The sequence below is a fragment of the Colwellia sp. genome (assembly GCF_013215345.1).
Lineage (GTDB): Bacteria > Pseudomonadota > Gammaproteobacteria > Enterobacterales > Alteromonadaceae > Colwellia.
This window is the reverse complement of sequence record NZ_JABSOV010000181.1, coordinates 1-5378: the sequence shown is the minus strand read 5'-3', so window position 1 is coordinate 5378 and position 5378 is coordinate 1. Positions and strand designations below refer to the sequence as shown.

Here is a 5378-nt window from a genome sequence, read left to right as displayed (position 1 = left end):
AGGCTCAGGCCAATATAGGTAAAGTTGTCGCATTAACGGATAGTATCTTTGCCCAAGAAAACTCTTCGCTCGGTTTATGGCTGCCACTTACTTTTCTCGATAAATTTGGCGGTGGCTTATTCATGTTACAAGCATATGAGCTAGACAAAACACCCGTCATTTTTGTTCATGGCGCTTTAGGTAATCCAAACACTCGACCGTGATAAATATCAGCCATGGGTACTCTATTACCCTAGCGGCATTCAATTAGACTTGGTGAGTGACTATTTTCTAAGTTCACTAAAGCAAATGAAGACAGAGTATGACTTTGTCGATATTCATTTGATTACTCATAGCATGGGCGGGTTAATGTCTCGCTCATTTTTGATGAAACATCAACAAGATCAAGCCAAGTTTTATGTTTCCCTGTATATGACTATTAATAGTCCTTTGTATGGTATGGCTAGTGCCAGGTTAGGAGTAGAATCATCGCCTATTGTTATAGCGTCATGGCTAGATTTGGCGACAGATAGTGATTATATCCGAAGAGTTCACCGTTGGCATATGCCTGACGAGACGGCCTATCATTTGGTTTTCTCCTACTTACCAGGAGAAGAGGGCGACGGCGTTGTGCCAATGAACAGCCAACTCTCTTTGTCATTACAAGATGAAGCAACTAAAACCTATGGCTTTGAAGCACAGCATGCGCAGATCTTAAAGCAAGAAGAGTTTGTGCAACGCTTTCATAAAATATTAGCTGAACACTATGAAAAACTAGGCCTAAATAAGGCTGACTGAGCAACAGAACGAACCAATAAGGGCGGCTTAAATCAACAATTAGGCTAGATGGGGTTTTGCTGGTTTTAAATAGGAGAGTGCTAGGGGAATAAGTTAAGGGTCTTTGAACTTTCGAGATTGATTTTACAGCTGTTCGTTTGATATGTAGGCAAGGCAGAGCTCATGACGTGTAGCCTGGCTACATGAATGTGCGATAACGCAGGATATATATCAAACAAACGTTGTCTATTCAGTTTTTTCTTTAAAGTCACATAAATCTTCAATAATACATGAGCCACATTTAGGTTTACGCGCAACACAAGTATAGCGGCCATGAAGAATGAACCAATGATGTAAATTAAAAAAGAACTCTGTTTTTCTCGGGGTATGTTTAATTATGTTCTTTTCAGTCTCTTCTACGGTTTTACCTTTGGCATAACCAGTGCGGTTAGCGAGTCGTTGAATGTGGGTATCAACAGCAATAAAGTAATTACCTTCATCATCTTTTAACCAACCAAAAGCGGTGTTTAATACCACATTCGCTGTTTTACGGCCGACCCCAGGTAATGCTTCCAGGGCAGCTCTACTTTTTGGTACTTCACCACCATGTAAATCGACTAACATTTGACAGGTTTTAATGGTGTTAGCTGCTTTAGTATTAAACAAACCAATGGTTTTGATATAGTTTTTTAAGCCATCAAGACTAAGGTCGAGAATGGCTTGGGGAGTATTGGCAACAGGGTAGAGCTTATCGGTTGCTTTATTCACCCCTACATCAGTGGCTTGCGCTGATAGTAATACCGCAATAAGGAGTTCAAACGGGCTAGAAAAATTTAACTCTGTGGTTGGCTCTGGATTATTAGCGCGCAGCCGCGTTAACATATCTAAGCGTGTTTCTTTATTCATGACTTTGCTCTTCTTTTATATTCAACTCTATTCTATTCATTAATTTGTTGACGATTTTTGCTTAATTGGACAAATTAAGCAAATTGGAAGTTAAGAGTCAAAGTTCACTCGTACTCGTTCAATAACTAAGTCTTTATCGACAACTTTTTTAGCTTTTAAATGGTTATCGATGGCATTTTTTAGTGCAATTAAAAAACCCATGGCGATAAAGGCACCGGGTGGCAGAATCGCCAGTAAAAACTGACTATCAAGCTGCATCACTTCAATGCGAAGTACAGTGGCCCAGTCACCTAGTAGTAATTCAGCACCATCAAAGAGTGTGCCTTGTCCCAGTATCTCTCTTACTATACCTAATATAATTAAGATAATAGCGAAGCCTAGCCCCATCATTAAGCCATCAAAAGCCGATTGTTTAACTGGATTTTTTGAAGCATAAGCTTCAGCTCGACCAATAATGGCGCAGTTAGTAACAATTAACGGTAGGAATATGCCTAAAGATTGGTAAATGCCAAAGGTATAGGCATTCATCAGTAACTGCACACAAGTGACAAAGGCGGCAATGATCAAGACAAAAATAGGGATACGGATTTCTTTAGGTACCCAATGGCGGATTGCTGATACGGTAACATTGGAGCAGATAAGTACCAGCATAGTTGCCACGCCAAGACCTATGGCATTCGTTACAGTGGAAGTTACCGCAAGTAACGGGCATAAACCAAGCAACTGTACTAAACCAGGGTTATTTTTCCATAAGCCTTGTATGGCTAATTCTTTATATTCGGCTTTCAGATCAGCTGCGGCTTGTAACTTTTCAGCCGCTGCTTCTTGCTCATCAATGTTATCAGTAACATCAGCTTCTTTACTGTTTTGTGGTGCTATATCATTGTCCATTAGCAGCCTCTTGCTTTATTGGTGTAGCTGTTTGGTTAGCTGTTTGGTTCGATTGATGATTCGAACTAGGTGTCATTGGCGGTGTATCTGTAACTGCCGAAGTAATAAGTACGTCGCCACAAGCGTTGGGCCGAGTTAATAAACTGGCTTTATTATTGGTAAAGTAATTGAGGGTATTCTTTACACCTTCAACGACGGCGCGTGGGGTAATAGTTGCGCCAGTAAATTGATCGAACATGCCATTATCTTTACTTACTGCCCAACGGCTATCATCTTCTGAAAGTAATTTCTTACCAGTAAAACTGGTGACCCAGTCACTTTTCCTAAGTTCGATTTTATCACCTAAGCCAGGAGTTTCTTGGTGTTTTAGTACACGAACACCACTGACACTGCCGTCATTATTGATAGCCATAATAAAATCGATGTTGCCATTGTAGCCTTTTGGCGCGGTACTGGTCATGGCAACGGCTATGACTTTTCCGGATTTTCTAGCTATATAGGCCGTATGGATTTTATTTACGCCCAGCTCAGGCGCACTCATCACAATACAGTCATTGGCGATATCATTGTCATAGCGACTTGGCTCAATAATACTATGTAAGGTTCTTAATAAATGTTGCTGTTCTTGTTTTTTTATCCGATCTTTAGTGAGTTCATTGACTAAACCGACAGCGACAGTACAAGCGATGGCAAACAGCGCCAATATTTTAGTGTTTTTAGAAACAGCAATGGTTAGTGCCGATTTTTCGGTTTTGTCATTAGCTTTATTATGTTCAGGACTTTCTGGTGTAGAGTCAGTTTTATCAGACATTATTTATCTCCCTTAATATGGCCATAAGTACGAGGGCGAGTATATTGATCTATTAAAGGTGCAGACATATTACAAAGCAAAATAGCAAAAGCAATGCCATCAGGATAGCCACCGGCAGTGCGAATTAAATACACTAATAAACCCGCAAGTAAACCAACGACAATACGACCTTTAGTGCTGGTAGCGCCGGTAACCGGGTCTGTTAAAATAAAAAACGCCCCTAACATGGTCGCACCAGAAAACCAGTGGAACATAGTTGAAGCACTACTGTCTGGGCTAATGCTGTAACCGATAAAAGAGCAGATAAATAAACTGATTAAAAAGCTGACGGGTGTTTGCCAAGCGATGGCTTTTTTAAAGATAAGAAAAATCCCACCTAGTAAAAACCCGGCATTTATCCATTCCCAACCTAAAGCAAAGTTGTCACCAAAAACGGGACTTTCAATACTTTCCAGTACGGTTAAACCCAACCCTGTATTTGTTTTAAGAGTATCAAGGGGCGTAGCCATAGTGATACCGTCAATTGTGGTCCGTATTTGCTCGACCGAATAACCCTCAAGGGTAAAGCCGGTTAAAATGGTGGTAAGGGTGTTGGTAAAATTTAAATCAACCGCTACTAAACTCAGAGGTGGCTGCCATAGTGTCATTTGCAAAGGAAAAGATACCAATAACATCACATAACCTGCCATGGCGGGGTTAAATGGATTATGACCTAGTCCACCATAAAGCTGCTTAACAATAACAATGGCAAACATTGTACCAATAACTGATATCCACCAAGGGGCTAATGCCGGTAAACATATACCGAGCAACAACGCGGTCAATAAGGCACTACCATCAAATAATTCATGGGAGATAGGTTTTTTACGCAGTGACAATACGGTGAATTCACAGACTAGGGCTGTTGCCATGGCTAAGGCAATATGAATTAAGTTTCCCCAACCAAAAAAGTACCATTGCGCCAAAATTCCGGGCAGGGTTGCGTAAATAACCAAACGCATCAAATTAGGTGTTTTTGTTTGGTTATGGTTATGTGGTGAACTTGCTATCCAAAATGCCATTATTTATGTCGACTCGTCGGGTTGTTTAGCTGATAGTTTTTATTCGAGTTTGTTTTGTTATGATTCATATATTACACGCTATTTTGGTCGTTATCTTTTACGGTACAGGCAAGCTTCTCGGCTTCTTTAAGTTTCTTCTTCGCTTTCGCCCTAGCAATGGCGGCAGCAATTTTTGCTTTTTTATCTGCCGCGACATTCGCTTTAGTCTCGCTTGGACTTTCAGCAGAAGTATCTTGTAGCAATTGAGCCGACTCTGTATCCACTTTAGCTGAACTGGTTAAATCTGTTGAATCAGCTGACTCGCTCGCTATAACAGGGCTACTAGCTCCAATTGGATCTGCTTGACTTTTGTTCGCGATAATTTCATCAGTGCTAATTTTCTTAGCGTTAATACCTTCGGTCTTATCAGCGACAGCATCTTCAGTTTTTAATTGAGCTTGTTGAGCTGATTTTTTTGCCAGCGCTTTACTTTTCGCTTTGGCAATGGCTGCGGCGATTTTAGCCTTTTTATCAGTTAAAATAACCGCTTGTTCAGCCTTTACTTCTTCGCTTAACGTATCTGTATTGCCTGCTTCAGTAGCATCAGCTGATTTACTCAATTTCTTTGCCTTAGCTTTAGCAATAGCGGCGGCTATTTTTGCTTTTTTATCATCACTAGTCGATTGCGGAGCCGTATTCTGCTTTTCTGCTACTGATTTTTCAGTCAGGTCCTTATTAGCCTTCTGGCTAGCCGCTGCTTGTTTGAGTTCTCTCTTGGCTTTGGCTCTAGCAATAGCGGCAGCTACTTGAGATTTTTGGTCATCTACTGCATCAGCCGTATCGGTTGGCAGCTCATTACTTTTTTGTCCGTCATTTTTAACATCAGTAGCGCTAGCTTGGCTTTGACTTTTTGCTGCTTTCTTGGCTTTTACCCGTGCTAGTGCAGCAGCGACCGCAGATTTTGCGCCTGTCGC

5 protein-coding genes and 2 pseudogenes are annotated in these 5378 nt (G+C 41.0%); 2 read left to right on the top strand and 5 right to left on the bottom strand.

Annotated features, from left to right (window positions below):
- Positions 1 to 203, top strand: a pseudogene (locus tag HRT50_RS17530) (hypothetical protein); the annotation flags it as partial.
- Between the two features lie 52 nt (positions 204 to 255).
- Positions 256 to 777 (top strand): alpha/beta hydrolase, encoded by a 522-nt coding sequence (locus tag HRT50_RS17525; RefSeq protein WP_291616898.1) that lies wholly within the window; start codon positions 256 to 258, stop codon positions 775 to 777.
- A gap of 225 nt (positions 778 to 1002) precedes the next feature.
- Here HRT50_RS17525 and nth read toward each other — a convergent pair whose 3' ends face one another.
- The 5 genes and pseudogenes from nth to HRT50_RS17500 all read right to left on the bottom strand — a co-directional run.
- Positions 1003 to 1662, bottom strand: coding sequence for an endonuclease III (gene nth, locus HRT50_RS17520; RefSeq protein WP_291616896.1), 660 nt, complete (start codon positions 1660 to 1662; stop codon positions 1003 to 1005).
- A 90-nt stretch (positions 1663 to 1752) separates the two neighbouring features.
- Entirely contained in the window at positions 1753 to 2553 is an 801-nt protein-coding gene (locus HRT50_RS17515) for an electron transport complex subunit E (protein ID WP_291616894.1), read from the bottom strand.
- Positions 2543 to 3364: an electron transport complex subunit RsxG gene (rsxG, locus tag HRT50_RS17510; protein WP_291616892.1), complete on the bottom strand. Its 822-nt coding sequence runs from the start codon at positions 3362 to 3364 to the stop codon at positions 2543 to 2545. The genes HRT50_RS17515 and rsxG overlap by 11 nt, the downstream gene beginning before the upstream one ends.
- Positions 3364 to 4425, bottom strand: coding sequence for an electron transport complex subunit RsxD (gene rsxD / locus HRT50_RS17505; RefSeq protein WP_291616890.1), 1062 nt, complete (start codon positions 4423 to 4425; stop codon positions 3364 to 3366). Before rsxD ends, rsxG begins: the two co-directional genes overlap by 1 nt.
- A gap of 71 nt (positions 4426 to 4496) precedes the next feature.
- Positions 4497 to 5378: pseudogene (locus tag HRT50_RS17500) on the bottom strand (electron transport complex subunit RsxC); the annotation flags it as partial.

Bases quoted from the DNA above. Each gene is read 5' to 3' on its own strand.
- rsxG (WP_291616892.1), bottom strand. From the start codon at position 3,364: ATGTCTGATAAAACTGACTCTACACCAGAAAGTCCTGAACATAATAAA.
- rsxD (WP_291616890.1), bottom strand. From the start codon at position 4,425: ATGGCATTTTGGATAGCAAGTTCACCACATAACCATAACCAAACAAAA.
- HRT50_RS17515 (WP_291616894.1), bottom strand. From the start codon at position 2,553: ATGGACAATGATATAGCACCACAAAACAGTAAAGAAGCTGATGTTACT.
- nth (WP_291616896.1), bottom strand. From the start codon at position 1,662: ATGAATAAAGAAACACGCTTAGATATGTTAACGCGGCTGCGCGCTAAT.